Source organism: Hydrogenophaga sp., assembly GCF_030651625.1.
Taxonomy (GTDB): Bacteria; Pseudomonadota; Gammaproteobacteria; order Burkholderiales; family Burkholderiaceae_C; genus Hydrogenophaga.
This window is the reverse complement of sequence record NZ_JAUSCF010000006.1, coordinates 271609-293441: the sequence shown is the minus strand read 5'-3', so window position 1 is coordinate 293441 and position 21833 is coordinate 271609. Positions and strand designations below refer to the sequence as shown.

The 21833-nt window shown below is 64.7% G+C and carries 16 protein-coding genes; 11 read left to right on the top strand and 5 right to left on the bottom strand.

Features of this window, described 5'->3' with window-relative positions:
* Window positions 1-113 precede the first annotated feature (113 nt).
* Window positions 114-1715 (top strand): PAS domain-containing methyl-accepting chemotaxis protein, encoded by a 1602-nt coding sequence (locus tag Q7V46_RS02935; RefSeq protein ID WP_304911993.1) that lies wholly within the window; start codon window positions 114-116, stop codon window positions 1713-1715.
* A gap of 73 nt (window positions 1716-1788) precedes the next feature.
* Window positions 1789-3126: a TAXI family TRAP transporter solute-binding subunit gene (locus Q7V46_RS02930; RefSeq protein WP_304911992.1), complete on the top strand. Its 1338-nt coding sequence runs from the start codon at window positions 1789-1791 to the stop codon at window positions 3124-3126.
* Between the two features lie 196 nt (window positions 3127-3322).
* Here the strand turns inward: Q7V46_RS02930 and Q7V46_RS02925 are convergent, their stop codons facing one another.
* The 3 genes from Q7V46_RS02925 to ettA form a co-directional block, all read right to left on the bottom strand.
* Complete coding sequence (locus Q7V46_RS02925; RefSeq protein ID WP_304911991.1) at window positions 3323-5398, bottom strand: DUF1631 family protein; 2076 nt, start codon at window positions 5396-5398, stop codon at window positions 3323-3325.
* A gap of 105 nt (window positions 5399-5503) precedes the next feature.
* On the bottom strand, window positions 5504-6049 hold the full coding sequence (locus tag Q7V46_RS02920) for a DUF1415 domain-containing protein (protein ID WP_304911990.1): 546 nt from the start codon (window positions 6047-6049) through the stop codon (window positions 5504-5506).
* A 161-nt stretch (window positions 6050-6210) separates the two neighbouring features.
* Window positions 6211-7872, bottom strand: coding sequence for an energy-dependent translational throttle protein EttA (gene ettA / locus Q7V46_RS02915; protein ID WP_304911989.1), 1662 nt, complete (start codon window positions 7870-7872; stop codon window positions 6211-6213).
* Between the two features lie 394 nt (window positions 7873-8266).
* Between ettA and Q7V46_RS02910 the strand changes: the two genes are divergently transcribed.
* Window positions 8267-10078, top strand: a complete 1812-nt coding sequence (locus Q7V46_RS02910) for a DEAD/DEAH box helicase (RefSeq protein WP_304911988.1) — start codon at window positions 8267-8269, stop codon at window positions 10076-10078.
* Between the two features lie 212 nt (window positions 10079-10290).
* Here Q7V46_RS02910 and Q7V46_RS02905 read toward each other — a convergent pair whose 3' ends face one another.
* Both Q7V46_RS02905 and Q7V46_RS02900 read right to left on the bottom strand, forming a co-directional pair.
* Complete coding sequence (locus Q7V46_RS02905; protein ID WP_304911987.1) at window positions 10291-10671, bottom strand: hypothetical protein; 381 nt, start codon at window positions 10669-10671, stop codon at window positions 10291-10293.
* A gap of 101 nt (window positions 10672-10772) precedes the next feature.
* The gene (locus Q7V46_RS02900; protein WP_304911986.1) at window positions 10773-11360 is read right to left on the bottom strand and encodes a DUF4148 domain-containing protein; all 588 of its coding nucleotides are present in this window, start codon (window positions 11358-11360) and stop codon (window positions 10773-10775) included.
* Window positions 11361-11569: 209 nt separating this feature from the next.
* Here Q7V46_RS02900 and Q7V46_RS02895 point away from each other — a divergent pair, with 209 nt between their 5' ends.
* The 8 genes from Q7V46_RS02895 to Q7V46_RS02860 all read left to right on the top strand — a co-directional run bounded on the left by Q7V46_RS02895 (window position 11570) and on the right by Q7V46_RS02860 (window position 21804).
* A complete protein-coding gene (locus Q7V46_RS02895) occupies window positions 11570-12502 on the top strand; it encodes a LysR family transcriptional regulator (RefSeq protein WP_304911985.1) in 933 nt (310 codons plus the stop codon).
* A 154-nt stretch (window positions 12503-12656) separates the two neighbouring features.
* Window positions 12657-13499, top strand: coding sequence for a hypothetical protein (locus Q7V46_RS02890; RefSeq protein WP_304911984.1), 843 nt, complete (start codon window positions 12657-12659; stop codon window positions 13497-13499).
* A 90-nt stretch (window positions 13500-13589) separates the two neighbouring features.
* Window positions 13590-14129 (top strand): sigma-70 family RNA polymerase sigma factor, encoded by a 540-nt coding sequence (locus tag Q7V46_RS02885; protein ID WP_304911983.1) that lies wholly within the window; start codon window positions 13590-13592, stop codon window positions 14127-14129.
* Window positions 14126-15121, top strand: a complete 996-nt coding sequence (locus Q7V46_RS02880) for an ankyrin repeat domain-containing protein (protein WP_304911982.1) — start codon at window positions 14126-14128, stop codon at window positions 15119-15121. The genes Q7V46_RS02885 and Q7V46_RS02880 overlap by 4 nt, the downstream gene beginning before the upstream one ends.
* Before the next feature lie 143 nt (window positions 15122-15264).
* Window positions 15265-16080, top strand: coding sequence for an SDR family NAD(P)-dependent oxidoreductase (locus Q7V46_RS02875; RefSeq protein ID WP_304911981.1), 816 nt, complete (start codon window positions 15265-15267; stop codon window positions 16078-16080).
* A 147-nt stretch (window positions 16081-16227) separates the two neighbouring features.
* Entirely contained in the window at window positions 16228-17271 is a 1044-nt protein-coding gene (locus tag Q7V46_RS02870; RefSeq protein ID WP_304911980.1) for an efflux RND transporter periplasmic adaptor subunit, read from the top strand.
* A gap of 13 nt (window positions 17272-17284) precedes the next feature.
* Entirely contained in the window at window positions 17285-20404 is a 3120-nt protein-coding gene (locus tag Q7V46_RS02865) for an efflux RND transporter permease subunit (RefSeq protein WP_304911979.1), read from the top strand.
* Window positions 20401-21804, top strand: a complete 1404-nt coding sequence (locus tag Q7V46_RS02860; protein WP_304911978.1) for an efflux transporter outer membrane subunit — start codon at window positions 20401-20403, stop codon at window positions 21802-21804. Before Q7V46_RS02865 ends, Q7V46_RS02860 begins: the two co-directional genes overlap by 4 nt.
* The last annotated feature ends 29 nt before the right edge of the window (window positions 21805-21833 follow it).

The following is a 21833-nucleotide window of genomic DNA, read 5'->3' as shown; positions in this document are numbered from 1 at the left end:
TTTCACCCCTTTTTTCGCTCAAGTTTTCCGCAGCCGTGTCGATACTTCTGGCGTGAGGTGCGCAAGGTGTGTGTTGGTTGCAGATCCGCAGGCTCACGGTAAAAATTCCCGCAATGGCATCGATGCGCAGCAATCTACCTGTTACCCAGAACGAGTACATCATTCCCGACGGTGTCACCATCGTTTCCACCACCGACCTGCAAAGCCACATCACCTATTGCAACACCGCCTTTGTGGCGGTAAGCGGCTATGAGCATGACGAGCTGATCGGACAGCCGCACAATCTGGTGCGTCACCCGGACATGCCTCAGGAGGCCTTCAGGGACATGTGGGAAACCTTGAAGAGCGGCTCACCCTGGTCGGGCATGGTCAAGAACCGGCGCAAGAATGGCGACCACTACTGGGTGGTGGCGAATGCCACACCGATAGTGGAAAACGGACAGGCCGTGGGCTACATGTCGGTGCGAACCAAACCCACCCGCGAACAGGTGCAGGAGGCACAAGCCCTGTACACCCAGATGCGCGCCGAGCGCGACAGTGGCAACATCAGGGTCGCACTGCATCGCGGCAGCGTGGTGCGCACCGGCATGCGAGGCATGCTGAACCGCCTCACCGAACTCACACTCGGGCGCATCATCGGCGGCATCTGCGTGGCGTTGGCTTTGTCTGGTCTGGCCATTGGCCAGTTGGCCTCCGGAATGAGCAGCACCGCACAAATGGCCCTGGCCATTCCGTTGCTTGGCGCTGCTGTGCTGGCTGCCTGGCTGTTGCGTCGCTCCATGAAAAACCCATTGCAAGAGGCGATCCAGTTCGCCAACACCATGGCGGCTGGCGATCTGTCCACCCGCTTCAAAGGTGCTGGCAGCGGTGAATTCGGCGAACTGGCCAAGGCCCTGAACCAGCTCAACGTGAACCTGCAGGCGGTCGTCTCCGACGTGCGCCACGAGGTGGAGGGCGTGCGGGTGGCATCCAGCGAGATTGCCAGCGGCAACCAGGATCTGTCCTCCCGCACCGAAGCGCAGGCCAGCAGCCTTGAACAGACCGCGGCCTCCATGGAACAACTCGCCAGCACGGTAAACCACAGCACCGAGTCGGCCCGCGAAGCCGCTTCCCTGTCCCAGCGGGCCGCCATGGTGGCGCGCGAAGGCAACGAAGCCATGGGCCAGGTGGTCAGCACCATGGACGACATCAGCCGCTCATCCAGCCGGATCGGTGAAATCATCCAGGTGATCGAAGGTATCTCGTTCCAGACCAACATCCTCGCACTCAATGCCGCCGTGGAAGCCGCCCGTGCCGGTGAGCAGGGACGCGGCTTCGCCGTGGTGGCTGCCGAAGTGCGCAGCCTGGCCCAGCGCACTTCCACCGCCGCCAAGGAAATCAAGGTGCTGATCGACGAGTCGGCACAGAAAGTGGCGCAAGGAACCCAGCTGGTGCACAGCACCGGCCAGACCATGAACAACGTGGTGGGCGCGGTCGAGCAGGTCAACGTGCTGATCACCGACATCACAAGTGCTTCGAACGAACAGTCCATGGGCATTGCGCAGATCAACCAGGCGGTCGGTCAACTCGATTCGGTCACGCAGCAAAACTCGGCCATGGTCGAAGAGCTTGCTGCCGCCGCCAGCTCGCTGCAGGCGCAGTCGGTGGTGGTGCAGGATGCGGTGCGCATCTTCCGGCTCAACAACCGGGGCAGCGCTGCTGCCGCGCGCGCCTGAGCACCACACCTGCACGCCCGTGAGGCGGTGCCAGAGCCCCGGAGCGGGTGTGGTGGCGTGATAACGTAGCGGGATGCCGAAAAACATCCGCTACACCCTGCTTTCGCTGCGCGACCTGGTGGCGTCGATTGGCCCGTTCGCCCTGCTCACGATCGCGCTGCTGGCCATCACTTATTGGTGGCTGAACCCCACCCCACCAAAGAAGGTGGTGCTTGCCACCGGACCCGAACAGAGCGCCTACGACGAATTCGGCAAACGCTACGCCGAGGCCCTGAGTCGCTATGGCATTGAGGTGGAGCTGTTGCGCTCGGAAGGTTCTTCAGCCAACCTCGCGCTGCTGCGCAATGGCCAGGCCGACCTCGGTTTCGTGCAGGGCGGCACGGCCGACATCGGCTTCGACGACGAAGACGCCATCACCTCATTGGGGAGCCTGTTCGTGGAACCGCTCTGGCTGTTCTATCGCGAAGACGCCGCACAGCGCCTGCGCCAGAACGACACCGTGAGCACCCTGAGCGAGTTGCGCGGCTGGCACGTCAACGTGGGCACACCCGGTAGTGGCGTGCCACGACTTTTTTCCACGTTGCTGGACGTCAACCGCATCGCGGTGAGCGAACTGCAGCTCAGTGAGCTGGAGCAAACGCCGGCAACGGTGGCGTTCCTCAACGGTGAGATCGACGCCGTGGTGTTCGCTTCCGCGCCGGAGTCGCTCATGGTGCAGATGCTGCTGCAGACGCCGGGTATCCGCCTGCTGGATTTTGCGCAGAGCGAAGCGTACTCACGCAGGTTTGGCTACCTCACGCCGGTGGTGCTGCCCCAGGGCGTGGTGGACCTCGCCGCCAACAACCCCGAACGCGACATGCGCCTCGTGGCCTCCACCACCAGCCTGCTCGCCACCACCCGCACACACCCGGCCATATTGCAGCTGTTCGCGCAGACGGCCACCAATCTGCATGGCGGTGCCGGCTGGTTCAGTCGCACCCGTGAATACCCCAGCCTCGAACACAGCGAGGTGCCCGTGTCGCCCGAAGCGGTTCGAGCCATCCGCAACGGCCCGCCCTTCCTGCAACGTTACCTGCCGTTCTGGCTGGCCAACCTGATCGAACGCATGTGGCTCGCCATGGGCCTGATCATCGCGCTCGCGCTGCCCCTGTCGCGCATCGTGCCGCCGCTCTACACCTTCCGCATCCGCTCCCGTGTCTTCCGCTGGTATGCCGAGCTGCGCGACATCGAACAACGTGCAGAAACACATACCGAAGACGACAGCGACACAGTGCAATCGCTGCTGGAACAGCTTGACACACTGGAAAGCAAAGCCGAAAAAATCGTGGTGCCCCTATCGCACACCGACGAACTCTACGCGCTGCGCAACAACATTCACTTGGTAAGAAAGAAGCTCCTGCGGAAGGCATGAAGCCAGGGAGGTCAAACGGAAATCAGGGCGGAGCCAGACACCGAGCGCTTTCCGGCGCGAAGTGCCCTTTCCAGGGCACCCGTGGAACCGGCTTTGCCGGGCCACAGGGTGCGTTCCCCCTCCCAGCGCCAATGGCGCGCAAGAGAGGGGGGAAGCCGCGTCAGCGGCGCAGGGGGAAGTACCGAATACCGGGGTGCTACGCACCCCGACTGCTGTTGATCCAGGCCTGCCGCGCAATCTCGTCCAGCGCGTCATCAATCAGACCGTGGTTGGCCACCACGCGCAGGCGGTTGTTGGCGAGCAGGTTGTCCAGGCCACGCCGCGTCATAGACAGTGAGCGCCCGCTGCCTGCTGTAAACAGGAACATGGTGTTGTGCGGGCTGGCCCAGGTGAGCTGCGCCCGCATCGGCTGCCCCTCGTGCCAGACGTCCACCCAGGTGCCCACCGATATGGCCTGGTTTTTTTCCGCCATTTCGGCCTTGATGTCGGCCCAGTCGTGCTGCATGGGTTGGGTGTCCTGGAACGAGGGCTGGGTGGTGCTCTCCAGAAACGCGTCCTCCATGAAGCCGGACTCTTTCGCCTCCACAGGATGGATCCAAGGCTCCAGATCCTCTTCGACCTGCAGGCTCACAGGCGCATCCGGGTCGATTTCCGGCCGCAGGGTCTTGTAGGCCGCCTCGTGCAGACCCATCAGCGTCTGAAAAAATGCTTCGGTCTTGTCGCGCGGGTAGTCGATCGAATCGAGACCTTCGCGCAGGGTTCTGAGCAAACCGGGAATCACTTTGATCAGGCGAGGCCGGTTTCGACTGGCCTGGGCGAGCTGGCTCGACCAAAGCAGGTCGGGAAGGATATCGGTGTAACGCAGCGCCGCAGAACTGGCGGGAGACAGGTCTGCAGAAGGGGAATCAGGCATATCCATGCGCGCCTGGGCCACCACCTGTGCCCAAGGACCCGTCAGGAAGCGGCGAACCACTCCGGGCACACGATCGAAGTCGTTGCGTGCCCTGAATTCGGCAGCCACGCGCTCGGCCAGCATGTTGCGCTGTTCCACCCGCACCAGGGTCTTGACGGCCAAACCCCTGGCCTGGGCCTGTTCCGGGGCCAGCGCCTGAGACTGAGTCAACTCCTCCAGCAGTTTGGGGAACCGGCTGGCCAGATCGGCGCCGGGTTTCTCCAGCGCACGCTGGATGTCACGCACCTGCCGCGCGAAGGTTTCGTAGCCCGGATCCTGTTCGCTGGTAAAAGCCAGGCTGCGCGCCGTGACCGTGTCCAGCAACCGCCGTGCAGGGTTCTGGCGGTCGGCGAAGAACCGGGGCTCGCTCCGGGCGAGCTGCAGCAAGGCCGGTTTCATGTCGAGCAGCACCTGGCGCACAGACGGCATCAGGCGCTTGTCTTCATGAATGCGTTTGAGCATGAAGGTAACCACCTCTGCGGCCAGCGTGCGCACCATGGCGTTGCCCGAGCCGGACACGCCCTGATCGCTGGGCCGATCACCCGACTGATCAAGATTGCCGATCAGCAACTGGTGCAGATGGTCCAGCGTGAGCAGCGCATTGGAGCCCAGGACGGAGTCGGCGGTGACTGTCTCAGCGTGCAAAGGCGCCGCAGCCGGGCTGCGCACATCGGGTACCTGTACGACCTTGTAGCCTGCGGGGCGTACCCCCATGTCGTCCAGCAGGCGGCTGAGATGGGCGTACATCTGCTGCAGTTCACTGCCCAGCCCAACTGCACCCATCTGAAGCCAGCGTGCGCGCACCACCGGATCCACATGCAAGCCATTGATGGCGCGCATCAGCGCGGCGATGACGATCTCGGTGCGCAGGGGGTTGGCCTCAGGGCGCACCCGCGAGTGCCCCAGCACGCTGCTCATGCGCGTATCGAGCGCCACCAGTTCTTCATCGGCCGCCATCTTCACGACCTGCTGCACCCGTGCCAGCTCGACCGTTTCCTGAACCTGCTCATCACCCATGAGTTCAAGTTCATCAAAACTCATCGTATTCAGTTTGCGCGTCGAGCCGCCTTCGCCTCCCAGCGATCCATAAACCGACTCCGCGAAGAACTCCAGAAAACGCGAGCTGATGCGATCCCGGTAGCTCTCCAGGGTGGTTCTTGCGTCGACCAGCGCCTGCTTCTCCTGGAGGCCTGCAACGGTGCCTTCGCGGTTGTAGAGGGTGTCCCTCAGCTTGTCCAGCCAGCGAGGAGTCCACTCGCGGGTCTGCACAAGGGCTTCTCTCAGGCAGGCGTCAAACGCCTGTGTTTGGCTGGCATCCATGTGGCGGGTCTGCTTTCTGCTCCAACGAGGGGTGTTTTATGTCCCCATTATGTCCAACAAGGCACCCAGCGAAGCCTTGGTCCAAGGGCAGAAAGACCGTTCAAATCAAGGCTTTTGTAACAAGTTGCGCCAGCCGCTTGTCCCCAGATTGCGCAGTGTGTCGAGGTTTCGCGCCACGATGCCTTCGGCGTCGCCGCCTTCCGACGCCACCGCACGTTCCACGCTGTCCTCGCGCAAGAGGTGCAGCACCGGATAGGGCGAGCGGTTGGTGAAGTTGGTGACGTCATCCGCTTCGGTTCCCTCGAACCGAAATGCCGGATGGAAATGCGCCACCTGAATGACACCTTCCAGCTCATGCTCGGCAACCACGTCATCGACCACATTCTGGAAATCATTGAAGACCTCGAAGTGCGGAAAGAGGGTCGGGTGAACCAGCAACGTGGTGTCGATCTGATCGGCCGGTGTGTTCACCAGCAGATCGAGTTCCCGGTCCAGATCATCAAGAAACGCGTCCAGGTGCCGCGCCTGACTCACCACGATGCGCACCTGGTTCTTCACATACACCGAGCGCGCGAACGGGCACAGGTTCAGGCCAATGACGGCTTTTTCCAGCCAGTGGCGGGTATCGGCAAGGACTTGTTCTTCGGTCATGGGAAGAGGCGAAACGTAAGTATTGGCAGAACAGAGCGCTGTGGGAAACACCCAACTTTCCGGCGCGAAGTGCCCCATTCCAGAGATACCGGGGATCCGGCTTCGCCGGTCCAAGGTATCGCCCCCTTGATGGGGACGCGCGAAGCGCGGCAGGGGCGGGCCTACTTCAAGGCTTTGTAGCGGAAGCGTTTGGGCTTGGCACCTTCTTCGCCCAGGCGCTTCTTCTTGTCGGCCTCGTACTCCTGGTAGTTGCCGTTGAAGAACACCCACTGGCTGTCACCCTCGGCGGCCAGAATGTGGGTGGCAATGCGGTCGAGGAACCAGCGATCGTGGCTGATGACCAGGGCGCAACCGGCGAACTCCAGCAATGCGTCTTCAAGCGCACGTAGGGTTTCCACGTCCAGGTCGTTCGAGGGTTCATCAAGCAGCAACACGTTGCCGCCTTCTGCCAGCGTCTTGGCCAGGTGCAGACGCCCGCGCTCACCGCCAGAGAGGCTGCCCACGCGCTTTTGCTGGTCGCCGCCCGAGAAGTTGAAGCGGCCACAGTACGCGCGGCTGGGCATCTGGAATTTGCCGACGGTGATCATGTCAAGACCGCCGGAGATGTCCTCCCACACGGTCTTTTCGTTCGCCAGGTCGTCGCGGCTCTGGTCCACCACGGCCATCTTCACGGTCTGGCCGATTTTGACTTCACCGCTGTCAGGCTGCTCTTTGCCGCTGATCAGCTTGAACAGCGTGGACTTGCCCGCGCCGTTCGGGCCAATGATGCCCACAATGGCACCGGCGGGGATCTGAAAGCTCAGGTTGTCGATCAGCAAGCGGTCACCAAAGCTCTTGCTGACGTTCTTGAACTCGATCACTTCATTGCCTAGGCGCTCCGCCACAGGAATGAAGATTTCGTTGGTTTCGTTGCGCTTCTGGTAGTCGACATCACTGAGCTCTTCAAAGCGTGCCAGGCGCGCCTTGCTCTTCGCCTGACGGCCTTTCGGGTTCTGGCGCACCCATTCCAGCTCCTTCTTCATGGCCTTGGTGCGCGCATCCTCGGTGCGCTGCTCCTGCTCCAGGCGGGCTTCCTTCTGCTCCAGCCAGGTGGTGTAGTTGCCCTTGTAGGGAATGCCGTGGCCGCGGTCAAGTTCGAGAATCCACTCGGCCGCGTTGTCGAGGAAGTAGCGATCGTGGGTGATCGCCACCACGGTACCCGGGAAGCGCTTGAGAAACTGCTCCAGCCATTCCACCGACTCGGCGTCCAGGTGGTTGGTGGGTTCGTCCAGCAGCAGCATGTCGGGTTTGGAGAGCAACATGCAGCACAGGGCCACCCGACGCTTTTCACCGCCCGACAGCAGGCCGATCCTGGCCTCCCAGGGTGGGAGGCGCAGGGCGTCAGCGGCAATTTCCAGCTGGTGCTCGCTGTCGGTACCGGCTGTGGAGATGATGGCTTCAAGCTGCGCCTGTTCGGCGGCCAGCGCATCGAAGTCGGCATCTTCTTCGGCATAGGCTGCGTAGACCTCGTCCAGCCGTTGCTGGGCCGCGCGCACGGCTCCCATGCTCGCTTCGACAGCCTCCCGCACGGTCTGTTCCGGGTCCAGTTGTGGTTCCTGCGGCAGATAGCCAATGCGGATGCCCGGCATCGGGATGGCTTCGCCTTCGATCTCCTTGTCAATGCCGGCCATGATCTTGAGCAACGTGGACTTGCCCGAGCCGTTGGTACCAAGCACACCAATCTTGGCGCCGGGGAAAAAGGACAGCGAGATGTCCTTGAGGATCTGGCGCTTGGGCGGCACGATCTTGCCGACCCGGTTCATTGAAAAAACGTATTGAGCCATTTTGCTAAAACTGTTGAGTGACCAAAGGGAACGAATGCCTCTGCGTCAGCAGAGGTGGCTCCGTTTCATCAAGACGTATTGAGCCATGAGAGTTTCGCCTGAGATAGCTGCAGCCAGGAGGGCTGCACGACCTTTGATTATCCCCTTAGAGCACTCTTCGCCTCCGTCACGGAACCTTGGAAGAGGCAAAACCCACACTCGTGCGACAATACGGCCTGTTGGGCACTTCAGTTGGCCCGGCACCAGCCTTTTGCTGGGGTGTGCACATGTCACGTGTCGGCACCAATTTCCTGAATCCATCTGCCCCAGACTGACCGGGAGCCGTCTCCAACAAAGAGGCGGTCACCGGAGTGGCCGATGCCCCCAGCGCCCTGGAAGGGCGCCTCAAAAAACAATGACCTTTGACGATCTGAAACTGGCCCCGGCCATCGTGCAAGCTGTGCGCGAGCACGGTTACGAAACCCCCACCCCTATCCAGGCCGAGGCGATTCCCGCCGTGCTGGCCGGGCGCGACCTCCTCGGCGGTGCCCAGACCGGCACCGGCAAGACAGCTGCCTTTACCCTGCCCCTGCTGCACCGACTGAGCGAAGGCGAACGCGCCAAGAACCGCTTTGGTGGCGTGGCGATCCGTGCCCTGGTGCTCACCCCCACCCGCGAACTCGCCGCCCAGGTGGAAGAATCGGTGCGCACCTACGGCAAACACCTGACGCTCACCTCTGCCGTGGTGTTTGGCGGTGTGGGCATGAACCCGCAGATCAACGCCATGAAGCGCGGTGTGGACGTGCTGGTGGCCACCCCCGGCCGCCTGCTCGACCTGCAGCAGCAGGGTTTCCTGGACCTGTCCGGGGTGGAGATCCTGGTGCTCGATGAAGCGGACCGCATGCTCGACATGGGCTTCATCCACGACGTCAAGAAGATCCTGGCTCTGGTGCCGAAGGAAAAGCAGAGCCTGCTTTTCTCTGCCACTTTCAGCGACGAGATCCGCGACCTGGCCAGCGCCCTGCTCAAGGATCCGCAGCACATCCAGGTGACCCCGCGCAACACCACGGTGCAGCGCATCACCCAGGTGATCCACCCTGTGGGTCGTGGCAAGAAGAAAGCCCTGCTGGCCCACATCATCAACCAGCACAACTGGAGTCAGGTGCTGGTGTTCACCCGCACCAAGTTCGGCGCCAACAACGTGGCCGAATTTCTGACCAAGAACGGCATCCAGGCCATGGCCCTGCACGGCAACAAGAGCCAGGGTGCACGCACCCAGGCGCTGGCCGGTTTCAAGAGCGGCGACATCCGCGCCCTTGTGGCCACCGACATTGCAGCGCGCGGCATCGACATCGATGAACTGCCGCACGTGGTGAACTACGAAATCCCCAACGTCAGCGAAGACTATGTGCATCGCATCGGCCGCACCGGCCGCGCGGGCAACGACGGGGCAGCCGTGAACCTCGTGAGCCTGGATGAAGAAGGTTTCATGATGGACATCGAACGCTTCACCAAGCAACAGATTCCGGTGCAGATCTTCCCCGAGTTCATGCCCGAGCCTGGCGAAAGGGCGGAACCCATCGCCATGGGTCGCCAGACCATCTGGGGCGGTGCTGGCAAGCCGCCGAGCCGCGACGTGATGGCCGCCGCCGCCAAGGCAGCCCGCACCGAAATGCTTCAACGCGTGCGCGAGAAGAAAGCCGGCGAACCTCAAGGCCGCGGTGGTGGCAATGGCGGGGGTGGCCAACGCCAGCGCCCCGCAGGCGATGGTGCCCAGATCGATGGCCCACGGGGTGAAGGCCGCCGGAGCGGCGGTGGCCAGCGAGCCAATGGCAATGGCGGTGGCAATGGCCAGCCGCGCAGCGCCGGCAACCGCAACGGCGGGTCCGGTCAGCGTCCACCCCGCCAGCAAGCCGATCGGGGCGACCGCATGGACCGCCCACCGCGCGAAGACCGTGGCCCACGTGAGGAACGCGAACCCGGCGCCGAGCGACAGCCAGGCCCGAACGCCCACTTGGGCAGTCTGCGCATCCGCGAGCCCCGCCCGCGCTCAGCCGCGCCGGGTGGGCAGCCCGACCCGCTGCGCACCAGTATCGATGCCATGCGCTCGGGCAACCGCAGCGGCAAAGGCGGCGGCGGTGGGGGTGGTGGCCGTGGCGGCTCCGGCCCGCGCAGCCAGGGCGGCCCGGCCGACCCATTGCGGACGAACTTCGGCAGGATCAGGTAACCCCCCCGCGCCGCTTCGCGTCACCCCCCCAGGGGGGCGATGCCTTGGACCGGCGGAGCCGGATCTTCGGCATCCCTGGACGAAGGCCCGCGCTCCGGAAACTGCAGGGTGGGAAATACCCTAGCGATGCCGGTGGCCAGCCCTGAGCCTGTCGAAGGGCGGTTCCACTGCATCTCTGGATCAGACACGTCGCTCCGGAAGCGGGGCTGGACCTACCTCACAAACACCGTGACGAGCGGCTCGTCACCCACCTGCCGGCTCCAGTGGCCATGCACATTGGGGTCGAACACCGCCCCTTCGGGCAGGGTATCGGCTGAATAAAAGTGCTGGCCTGGTCCGAAGACGCGTGTGCTGCCGTCCTGCAGACCAATCTCCATCTGGCCTTGCAGCACGAACAGCCACTGGGGTGTGCCTGTGCAATGAAATTCGCTGCGGAATCCCACCGGGCTTTGGCGCAGTTGCAGGCCGCCTGCGGGCATCGGTGGTGACAGGCGCGCAGCAGGTGAGCCTTCACTCAGCTCGATGGTCTCTTCGCGAAAGCGGGCACGGCCATTGGTATCGGTGAACAGAACAACTTGCGTGAATGTGGTCATGGTGGCCCTCTGTGATGAGCGGGTTGTACCAGACCCAGGCGGCAAAAAGCCCGGGAGCCTTTGCAGGCCGCCGGGCTTGGAGCGCGTTCGTCAGATTCTGATCAGTTGACCGAAACGGGGTACTCGTTGCCGTTGACGTTCAGGCTGCCATTGCGGCGTGCTTCGGCCACTTCGGCGCGCACTTCTGTACGGGTCTTGCCTTGTGCGGTCACCTCGGTGGGGTACAGGTCAGGGTTGATCTGCTTGGCCGTCAGGCCGATTTCACCATTGGCCACCACATCACCATTGCGCTGGGCTTCGGCCAGTTCGGCCTTCACTTCAGCCCGGCTCTTGCCGGCCACAGCGTTGGCGCTGGCGTAGCGCTGCGGATCCAGATCGCCGAGGGTCTGGCCGCTTTCGGCCACCACCACCACGGTGCCGCTGCGCACCGCTTCGCGCAGTTCGGCCTGAACCTGGGCGCGGCTGTTGCCTCGTGCGGTCGCCTGGGCCGGATACAGGCCAGGGTTCAGTTGCCTCGCGGTCAGACCAAGTTCGCCATTCACGATGAGGTCACCGTTGCGCTGTGCGTCGATGTATTCGGCGCGAACCTGCTCACGCGTCATGGCAGCAGCGGGATCGGCGGCCAGAGCCTGGCCGGCGACCAGAGAAGACATGGCCAGGGCGAAGACAGAGATGCGTGCGTTTTTCATGAGAAGTTTCCTTGCAGTGTGTTGAATGTGCCGGCCAACCAGAGGTGGGTGGACTCGACTTCGACGCCGTTACTGAAGTGGTTTTCGTCGATGGATGGACTTTAAAGTTTCTATCAACGATAAAAAACAGCACCAAAACCATCATGGTATTGCTGAATACGAAACAATAGACCACTTGAAAATGCCGCCACAGGTCATAAAGGAGCTCTATGGATCGACTTACATCAATGCGTGTTTTTCAGAAAGTGATCGACGAAGGCGGGTTCGCAGCCGCCGGGCGCGCCATGGACATCTCGCCAGCCGTGGTCACGCGCCTGGTGGCCGACCTGGAAGAGCACCTGGGCACCCGTCTTCTGCAGCGCACCACGCGGCGCATGTCGCTCACCGAAGCCGGTGAGACCTACCTGGAGCGTGTGCGCGGCATCCTGCAGGACCTGGACGAGGCCCACGGACTGGTGAGCTCCCAGACCAAGGAGCTCGCGGGGGTGTTGAGGCTGCTTGCGCCGCCGGTGCTGGCTACGCATGTGCTGGCGCCGCTGGTCAGCGGCTTCCGCCAGGCCTACCCGAAGATCCTGCTCGACATCGACGTGGAGGCCCACCGCGAGCCCCCGATCGAGGATTACGACATCACGCTCATTGGCGCCAAGGACTCGTTCGATGCCAATGTGATCGCGCGCAAGGTGATTGCCACAGAGGCCATTCTGCTGGCATCGCCCGAGTACCTGCAGCGCAAGGGCACGCCACACACACCCGAAGACCTGCGACACCACGACTGCCTGCGCCTGAAGCCCGTGGCCGGCCGCACCCGCCACTGGCGATTGCTGCATGCCACGGAACCAGACCGTTTCGTCGACCTGGAGGTGCAGCCCGTGCTGTGGGCCAACCACACCGACACGCTCATGCGCGCTGCGCTCGACGGTGCCGGCATCACCGCCACCTCGGTCGAGCTGGCCGCACCGCTGCTCAACAACGGCGACCTCGTGCGGGTGGTTTCACCCTGGATCACCGACCGGCTGACCATGTACGCCGCGTTGCCCAGCCGCAAGTTCATGCCCCGACGCACCCAGGTGTTTCTGGACTACCTCACCGAACAGACCCGGCTGCGGGTGGCCAGCGCGATAGCGGCGTGCGACACCTGCTGACTCCGGGTGCAGCGACAAAGCAAACCGTTACACATTTTTGAATGCACCATCAACCCCATCGAGTGGTCTCGTTCGTTTCACACAGCTCCTACCCAACCACTTGGAGCCTTTCATGGTCTTTAGACGCACTTGCCTCTCACAGCCTGCCCTGGCCATGCTCGCCGCACTCGCCATGCTGACCGTCCCACAGGCGCACGCTGTCGGCCGGCTGATCGACGTGCAGGTGATCGACCGCGACAGCGGCGAGACCATGCCGGTCTACCGCCACCACGGCGAGCACTGGGTGGCCGGCCGCCCTGGCGCGCGCTACGCCGTCTCTGTGCGCAACGCCAGTTCCGCGCGTTTGCTTGGGGTGGTATCGGTCGACGGTGTGAACGTCGTGTCGGGCGAAACGGCTGCACCCCACCAGACCGGCTACGTGCTTTCGCCTTGGCAGCAATACAGCGTCTCCGGATGGCGCAAGAGCAACAGCGAGGTGGCGGCCTTTCACTTCACAGCGCCTTCTGCATCGTACGCAGAACGCACGGGGCGCCCCGCGCATGTGGGCGTGATCGGCGTGGCAGTGTTTCGCGAAAAAGTGGTGCCCCCGCCGGCGCTATTCATGCCCGACTCGGCGCCCGTCCCTCACAACCGGTCACAAGAGCGCGGCCGCTATGAAGCGCCCCACGAACCGCTTCTGACCAACCCCCACGTGCCGCAAAACGCCGACCTTCTTGAGTCGCCTGCACCGGCGGAATCCATGGCGATGGAGCGGCGCATGGCACCCGCCAGCCCTGCGCCCAGCCTGGGCACCGGGCATGGCGCGAGGGAACGCGACTGGATCTCGCACACCACGTTCGACCGCCGCAGCCAACGCCCGGATGAACTGGTGCGCATCCGCTACGACAGCCATGAAAACCTGGTGGCCATGGGCATCATTCCTTCGCGCGGACTGCCTCCACGGCCCAACCCCTTTCCTGGCGGTTTGACACCTGGCTACGCTCCTGACCCATATTGAAACCGCAGTGCCAAGAGCGAGGAAACACTGCGTGTCAGCATAATGTGGAGGATGATCCCCGCCACAGGCGAGCCCGCTGATGAGAGCCTGATGCTCGCCTTTGTAGCGGGTGACGCCCAGGCGTTCGAGATGCTGTACGACCGCCATGCGATGCCCGTGTGGCGCTTCGTGCAGCGCAGTGTGCAGAATCGGGCTGTGACCGACGATCTGGTGCAGGATGTGTGGTTCAACCTGCTCCGGCACGCGCCGAGCTACCAGCCCCGCGCCCGTTTTCGCACCTGGCTTTTCACCCTGGCGCACCACCGCTTGGTGGACCACTGGCGCACACACAAGCTGCACGATTCGCTGGATGCAGATTCCGAAGACGGCGCAGCCTTGGCCGACACGCTGGCGGCCGAGTCGGGCTTTGGCCCGGAACGGCGTCTGGGCTCGAGCGAACAGGCGCAGGCCCTGCTGGATGCATTGGCCGCCCTGCCCGCCGCCCAGCGCGAGGCTTTTCTGCTGCAGGCCGAAGCGGGCATGAGCGTGGCGGACATTGCGCAGGCCACGGACGTGCCTCTGGAAACCGCCCGCAGCCGGTTGCGATACGCACGCGCCCAATTGCGCGCTGCGCTGGAGAGTTTTGCATGACCCCATCCCAGGACGATCCGAACACCACCGACGCCGCATCGGACCCCTTGCTGCAACGCTACCGGGAAGCCAATGCGCTGGACGATGGGCGCCCCGCAACGGGCTTGCGCGAAGCCGTGCTGGCCCAAGCCCGTGCGCAAGCGACAAAGGCCACCTCCGACGCCCCATTCAAGCCGCCACCGACTTCCGCAGCCAACGACCGGACCTGGACCCTGCGCGCCCTGGGCACCCTGGCGGCACTCGGTCTGGTGGGTCTGCTCGTGATGCAGTTTGACCAAGGAACACCAGAAGAACGCGAGGTCGCTTTTGGCTCGCCCCCCTCGGCTTCGACGCCCAGTGCCTCCCGATCATCCGCACCATCGCCTGCGCCAGCACCCGCAGACATCGCCACCGAGCCAGCAACTGTCGAAGCACCTCCAGTTCTGCAGGCGCCAGCGGCCGAGTCCAGAGCCGAATCGCCACAAAGGCGCCCAGCCCCAGCCACTCGGCTGAAGCCAGAGTCTGCATGCGAATTGCCCCCCCAAGCCAGTTCTGCCGCGCCACCGCCGAAGGAAGCCCCTGCGCCGCAACCGGATCGCCGCGCTTCCGAGCCCGGCGCCGACTTGTCGCCTCCAGAATCTGCCGCTGCACACTCTCGTGCCGCGGCACCGCCTGTGGCCATTCAGGCACCCGTTCCAGCAGCATCTGGCGAAGCATCCAGACCTGCGCTGCAGAGGGCGCCTGAATCGCTTTCCTTGCCAGCGCTGCTGCGCGCCGCGCAGGTGGGTGACCTGGCAAGTGCACGCGAGGCCATCGGCCGGGGCGACGATCTCAACACGGCGGATGTGAACGGTCGCACAGCGCTCATGACAGCGGCCGCGCGTGGTGACCTGGCGCTGGTGCGGCTGTTGCTCGACGCCGGCGCCGACACCGCCCGCACAGATCAGAAGGGTCTCACCGCAGCGGACCTGGCCCGCCAGGCCGGCCACGATTCGGTGGTGAATCTGCTGTAAAACCCTGCGCTTCTGCCGCTTTGGCTGCGCGAAGGCAGAGGGGTTGGTGCAAAACAGCCAGACGCAAACGGAAGCAGTCCCCTTGGCGCCGTGCCAAATCGCGGTGCCACTTTGCATGCACAGAGAGCCGGTACCATCGGCGAATGAACACCCCCGCGACTTCACCAACATCTCCTTCACGCACCGCCCATTCGGTGCATTTCGGTCATCAGGACCGCGTCGTGATCGTCACAGGCGGTGCGCAAGGCATTGGCGAGGCCTGCGCCCGGCGCTTTGCCCGGGAGGGCGCGAGAGTGGTCATCGCCGATGTGGCCAATGCACCGGGACACGCACTGGGCATTGAACTGGGTGCCACCTATCGGCGTTGCGACGTCGGCGACAAGATCGACGTGGACGACCTGGTGGCCGCCACGCTGCAACGCCATGGCCGCATCGATGTGCTGGTCAACAACGCCGGCATCTTCAAGGCAGCCGATTTTCTGGAAGTGACGGAAGATGACTTTGACGATGTGCTGCGTGTCAACCTCAAAGGCTCGTTCCTCATGGGTCAGGCGGTGGCCCGCGTCATGGCCGCCCAGGGGGGTGGCAGCATTGTCAACATGAGTTCGGTCAATGGCGTGCTCGCCATTCCCAATATCGCCAGCTACAACGTGAGCAAGGGCGGCATCAACCAGCTCACGCGCGTGATGGCGCTCGCGCTGGCCGACAAGGGCATCCGTGTCAACGCGGTGGCGCCGGGCACCATCGCCACCGAGCTGGCCGCCAGGGCCGTGCTCACCAGCGAAGAAGCGAGGCACAAGATTCTGAGCCGCACGCCCCTGCGGCGGCTGGGGGAGCCCGGTGAAATTGCCGATGTGGTGGCCTGGCTGGCCAGCGACGCCGCCAGCTATGTCACCGGGGAAATCGTCACCGTGGATGGCGGGCGCATGACGCTGAACTACACCGTGCCAGTGGCCTGAACCACCGCACCCAGGATCGGCTCGGGAACTCTGACCCGGCACAGGCGTCCATCTTCGAGCCACTTGCCAGGTGGCGCGCCCAGCCGGGTGCGCTCCGACTGGCTTCCCGGGCCGCAACAGCGGCCTCTTGTTTTTTTCTGCACCAACTTGCTTCGTCTTCCCTCCACCATCACACTGGCCGCTGCATTGGGACTTGTCCTCGCATGGACGCTGCCGTCCCAGGCCCAGGCCCCTGGAACCCCACCCAGCGCGCCGCCGGTGATTGTGGCCATGAGCACCGAAGGCAGCGACAACGTCGCACTCAATGTCATCGGCAGCGGGGTGGCACGGCAATCGGTCACACTCTACCCGGCTGTGGCTGGCGAAGTGGCTCAGGTGAACTTTCGAACCGGCCAGAATGTGAAAGCGGGCCACGTGCTGTTCCGCCTGACAGACCGCAGCCAAAAGCTGGCGGCCGATCTGGCGGCGGCACGGGTAGATGCTGCGCAGGCACTGGCGCGGCGCTATGAGGGCACGCGCGGCACCGGCGCCGTACCCGAGAGCGTGGTGGACGAGGCCCGCGCCACCTTGCGTGCGGCCCAGATCGAGCGTGAGCAGGCGCTTGAGGCCGTGGCGGACCGTGTGGTGCGTGCGCCGTTCGATGGTGTGATGGGGCTGGCCAATGTGGAGGTGGGCGACCGGGTCACCACCGACACGGCCTTGGTCACGCTCGACGACCGTCGCGCCTTGCGACTGGACTTTGAAGTGCCCGAGGCTTACCTATCGCGCGTGGCGGCCAGGCAGCCTCTGAGCGCCATCAACCCGGCCTACCCTGCCCGGACCTTTGAGGGCGAAATCACCGAGGTGGACAGCCGTGTCGACCCGGTCACGCGCAACGTGCGGGTGAGGGCCACACTGCCCAACAGCGACGACGTATTGCGCTCGGGCATGTCGTTTCAGGTGCAGTTGCAGCTGTCTGGCCAGACCCATGTGAGCGTGCCGGAACTGGCTTTGCAATGGGGCCGCGACGGCTCCTTCGTCTGGGCGGTTCGCGATGGCAACTCGGTACAGGTCATGGCGCGCCCGGTGCGCCGCATCGCCGGGCGCGTGTTGATCGACAGCGAACTGAAGGTGGGGGAAACCGTGGTGATAGAAGGTGTGCAACGCCTGCGCGCAAACCGGCCCGTGCGGGTGATCGGCAACGGTTCTTGAAAGCCATGCCTGCATGAACCACGACCGCGCAGGCGACCTGCCCGCTCTGGCCATCCGCCGGCCCTGGCTGGTGATCGTGATCAACCTGCTGATCGTGATCGCAGGCATCAGCGCGTGGATGGGTGTGGAGGTGCGAGAGCTGCCCAACATCGATCGCCCCATTGTGGCCGTGCGGGCCGATTACCCCGGCGCAGCGCCCGAGACCCTCGATGCGGAAGTGACCCGTCTGCTCGAAGCCGCAGCCTCCCGTGTGCCCGGCGTGTTCCTGGTGCGCTCCGTCAGCGAGGAAGGCAACCTGAGGGTGATCATCGAGTTCAATCCGGGTGTCGACCTGGTGACGGCAGCCAACGATGTGCGTGACGCGGTGGCACGTGTGGAACGCAACCTGCCCACCGGCGTTGTAAACCTGACCGTGGTCAAGGCCGACGCCGACGCCGACCCGGTGATGCAGCTCGCGGTCACCAGCTCAACGCTGGCGGTTGACGAACTCTCGCGTCGGGTCGAGGAGCAGATCGAACCCGAACTGATCTCGGTGGAGGGCGTGGCCGACATCACCCTGTTCGGCACGCGCCAGCGCGTCATGCGGGTGCGCATCGACCCCATTCGCCTCGCTGCCTTCAATGTTTCGGTCGACGACATCGCCGACCTGCTTCGCACGGCACGGGTCGATGTGCCGGCAGGAAGCCTGGAGTCACCCAACCAGGAAGTGCTGGTGCGCGCCAACGCCTCGGTGACCACGCCGGAGCAGCTTCGGGCGCTGCGCCTGCGCGCCGGACTGGCCCTGGCCGACGTGGCCGACGTGTTCTACGGCCCGGCCGATGCCAACTCCTATGTTCGCCTCAACGGCGAGTCGGTCATCAGCCTGGGCGTGGTGCGTCAGGCGCAATCGAACAGCGTGGCCATTTCCGACGGCGTGCGAGCAGTGGTGGAGCGCATCAACCGCAGCGGTGGCGACCTGCAGATCACGGTGGTGTCGGACGACGCCGTCTTCATCAGCGGAGCCATTCGGGAAGTGCTGTTCAGCCTCATGCTCGCGGTGCTGATCGTGGTGGCCGTGGTGGGTGCCTTTCTGGGCCAGTGGCGGGCCACGCTGGTTCCTGTGGTGGCCATCCCTGTGGCACTCATTGGTACGCTGGCTGCCATCTGGCTGCTCGGCTATTCGATCAACCTGTTGACCCTGCTGGCGATGCTGCTCGCCACCGGACTGGTGGTCGACGACGCCATCGTGGTGCTGGAGAACATCCAGCGTCGGCGTGGCCAGGGCCGGCAGCCGCGCGCGGCCGCCGTGCTGGGCACGCGCGAGGTGTTCTTTGCCATCGTGGCCACCACCGCCACGCTGGTGTCGGTGTTCGTTCCCATTTCCTTTCTGCCCTCGGCGGCGGGCCGGCTGTTTGCCGAGTTTGGTTTTGTGATGGCGATTGCGGTGGCGATCTCCTCGTTCGTGGCGCTGTCGCTGGGTCCCATGATCGCCTCGCGCCTGCCAGAGGCCGCGCCGCCCGGGCCACTCTGGCGCCGCCTCTCCGGCTGGGGCCAACGTGGCATTGACACCTATGGCCGCTGGCTGTCGCATGCGCTGCGGCGCGGCTGGTGGGTGCTGGGACTGTGTGTCTTGCTCGCAGGTGGGGCCGTGTTCACGTACACCCAGCTCAACCAGGAACTCACCCCTACCGAAGACCGCGGGGTGCTCTCGATCCGGCTTGACGGACCCGATGGCGTGGGCCTGGCTTACAGCGATCGCCAGCTGGAAACCGCGCTGGCGGCCGTGACGCCGCTGAAAGACGAAGGCCTGGTGACCAATATCTTCACCATCACCGGGCGCTGGGATTTCAACCGTGCCGAGATCACCGCGCCGCTGACAGACTGGGCAGATCGAAACGTCTCGCAGGCCGAACTGACCGCCCGCGTTCAGGCACAGCTCGACGACCTGCCCGGTGCACGTGTGCGCATCCGCGGGGGCAACAGCCTGGGGGTGGGCGGCGGCGACGGCAGCGTCCAGATGGCAGTGACTGGCGACGACTACACCCGCATCGCCGAAGCCGCTTACGCGTTTGCTGCGGCCATTGAAGACCGGCTGCCCGGCCTGCGCGACGTGCGCGTCAACTACAGCGCCTCGCAACCCCAGCTCACGTTGCAGATCGATCGCGAACGTGCCACGGCGCTGGGCGTTCCGGTGGATGGACTCGACACCGTGCTGCGCGCGCTGGTGGACGGCACGGAAGTGACCGACCTCACGGTCGACGACCGCAATGTGCCGGTGATCCTGCAGTCCACCGCACGCGGCGCCACCGACCCGCAAGACCTGCTGGCCTACAGCGTGCGCGCGAGCGGGCCGGACGGCGACCGGCTGGTGCCGCTGTCGCAGTTCGTGCGCTTTGAAGAAACCGCCATTCCTTCCGAGCTGGAGCGCCTGGGTCAGCGCCGGGCGGTGCAGCTGAGCGCCATCGCTACCGACGACGTCTCGCTGCAGCAAGCTGTCAACGATCTGCGCGAACTCGCGGCAGCCGAACTGCCCGATGGCATGGGCCTGCTGTTTCGCGGCGACGCCGCCACACTCGAACAGACGGGGCGCGACGTCGCCATCACCTTCGCCATTGCGCTGCTGGTGGTGTTCCTGGTGCTGGTGGCGCAGTTCGAGAGCGTGACCAGCGCGGCGGTGGTGCTCATCAGCGTGCCGTTCGGTCTTGCCGCCGCCGTGTTCGCCATGGCGCTCAGCGGCACCTCCCTCAACATTTACAGCCAGATCGGCCTGTTGCTGCTCGTGGGTGTGATGGCGAAAAACAGCATCCTGATGGTGGAATTTGCCGACCAGTTGCGCGACGCCGGGCGCAGCGTCCTGGAAGCCGCGCAGGAGGCAGCCGCCACGCGCCTTCGCCCGATCATGATGACCATGGCGTCCACGGTGCTGGGCGCACTGCCGCTGGTGCTGGGCAGTGGCCCCGGGGCGGAATCGCGAGCGTCCATCGGCTGGGTGATCTTTGGCGGCCTGTCGCTGGCGGCGCTGTTCACGCTTTTCCTCACGCCCGTGGTCTACCTGGGCATCGCCCGCTTCTCCAGGCCCCGCGCCAACCAGGCCGAACAACTGGACCGCGAGATGAAGCAAGCCGCCGTCAACGAACAGAGCGAACCCGTATGAACCCCCGCATGCCTGCGCATGCGCGCCTGGTCTTCCTGTCGCTGTGCGCCGGATTGGCAGCCTGCGCCAGCGCTCCACCCGCACCCGAAGCGCCCACCCTGGGCCTGGAAGCCGTCACCCGCTTCGAAGGCGCAGCGCTGGACGCCCCCGATGCCCAGGAGGTCGACCTGCGCTGGTGGCATCGCTTTGACGATCCTGTCATGGCCCAGTGGGTGGAACGCGCCCTGGAACACAGCCCAGACATCGCCATCGCCCGCGAAAGGGCGGTGCAGGCGCGCGCCCTTTTGCGCGGCGCCAGCGGTCAGCGCAACCCTCAGATCGGCGGCGAACTGACGCTGCAAGGCCGTACCCGCCGCAACGCCGACACCCGCGCTGTGGCTCCCTCAGCAGCCATCGGTCTGGAATGGGACGCTGACCTTTGGGGCGGCCTGCGTCAGGCCGAACGCTCGGCTGCTGCGACCGTCTTGCGCAGCGATGACCTTGTTCAGGTGGCACGTCTGTCCACCGCCGCGCTCACCGCGCGCGCCTACGTGGCGTGGCGCGAGGCCCTGCATGACGAACGCCTGCTGACCGATGCATTGGACCTGCAGGCCGAGGTTTTGCGCCTGGTGCGGGTGCGGGTGGATGCGGGCCTGTCACCCCAACTCGACCTGAATCGCGCCGAAGCCGAAGCCGCGTCCTTGACCGCTGAATCCGCCGATGCGGTGGTTCGTGTGAACCAGGCCGGCGCGGCCCTGCAGGTGCTGGCGGGCGAGCGACCGGGTTCGCTGGATGGTGGCGATGCACCACGCCTGCCATCGGTGTCTGGCGCCCAAGCCGTGGTACGCCCACTGGATCTGTTGCGCCTGCGCCCGGACCTGCGCGCCGCCGAAAACGCCCTGACCGTTGCAGCGGCCGATCTGGGCGTGGCAAAGTCCGACCTGTATCCACGCCTGCGCCTGCCGGGTTCGATCACGCTCACCTCCAGTGCGCTCAGCGGTGGCGCTTTGAACATCGTCACCGCCAGCATCGCCGCCGTACTGGACGCCACGCTTTTCGATGGCGGCCAGCGCCGCGCCGGCGTGGAAGTGGCCGAATCGGTGCTGCGCGAGTCGGTGGAGGTGTACCGCCAGACCTTGCTGCAGGCTCTGCAACAGACCGAGGCGGCATTGGTGGGCGCCAGTGGTGCTCGTCGGCGCGCCCTGGCCCTTGATCAGGGCCTCACTGCCGCCAGTGCCGCCGTGACCCAGGCACGCGTGCTGTACGACAACGGTCTCTCGGGGTTTCTGGATGTGATCGACGCTCAGCGCAGCGAACTGGACACCCGCCGCCGCCTGCTGGTGGCGCAGGCCGACGGCGCACGGCAGTCCATCGCCACCTTTGAAGCCATGGGTTTGATTGCACCTGGAATCGGCCTTTAACAGCACCGACGGGCAGGTCGGCGCGCACC